Source organism: Desulfothermus okinawensis JCM 13304 (assembly GCF_054654515.1).
This window is the reverse complement of record NZ_BAAIEW010000073.1, coordinates 1-681: the sequence shown is the minus strand read 5'-3', so window position 1 is coordinate 681 and position 681 is coordinate 1. Positions and strand designations below refer to the sequence as shown.

The 681-nt window shown below is 38.9% G+C and carries 1 protein-coding gene; it reads left to right on the top strand.

The window, feature by feature from the left end; all coding sequences use genetic code 11:
* On the top strand, positions 1-633 hold a 633-nt coding region (locus ACYQ0O_RS13075), incomplete at its 5' end, for an IS3 family transposase (protein ID WP_459893778.1).
* Between the last annotated feature and the right edge of the window lie 48 nt (positions 634-681).

The window sequence follows — 681 nt, the reverse complement described above, 5'->3', positions numbered from 1 at the left end:
AATCAGGTGTGGACCTGGGATATCACCTACTTACCTACCTGTGTCCAGGGGATGTTCTTCTATCTTTACATGTATATTGATATTTATAGCCGTAAGATTGTAGGCTGGGAAGTATATGGTGAACAAAGGAGTAATTTAGCTACAAAAGTGCTTAAACGTGCTCTTCTTAAAGAAAAGATAACAGGAGAGGGCTTGGTAATCCATTCAGATAATGGCAAACCCATGAAGGGATCTACCATGTTAGCCACCATGCAAAATTTAGGGATTATCCGTTCTTTTAGTCGTCCCCATGTTAGTGATGATAATCCCTATATAGAATCTCTCTTTAAGACAGTTAAATATTGTCCTCAATATCCTGGTAGATTTGCAAATATAGAAGAAGCCAGAAGATGGTGTTTAGAGTTTGTTACATGGTATAATACTAAGCATTATCATAGTAAAATCCAGTTTGTTACCCCTGAGCAAAGACATTCAGGGCTAGATATTGAGATCTTAGCAAGGCGTAAAGAGGTTTATAAAAAGGCCCGGTCCAAACATCCAGTGCGCTGGTCTGGAAATATTCGCAACTGGGATCCAGTCCTTACAGTAGACCTTAATCCAGTTAATGAACAACAATGTAAAAAGGCTGCTTGATGGAAAAAATGGTATGGCTTTTGGCGACATCTTTATTGACAAACTCCG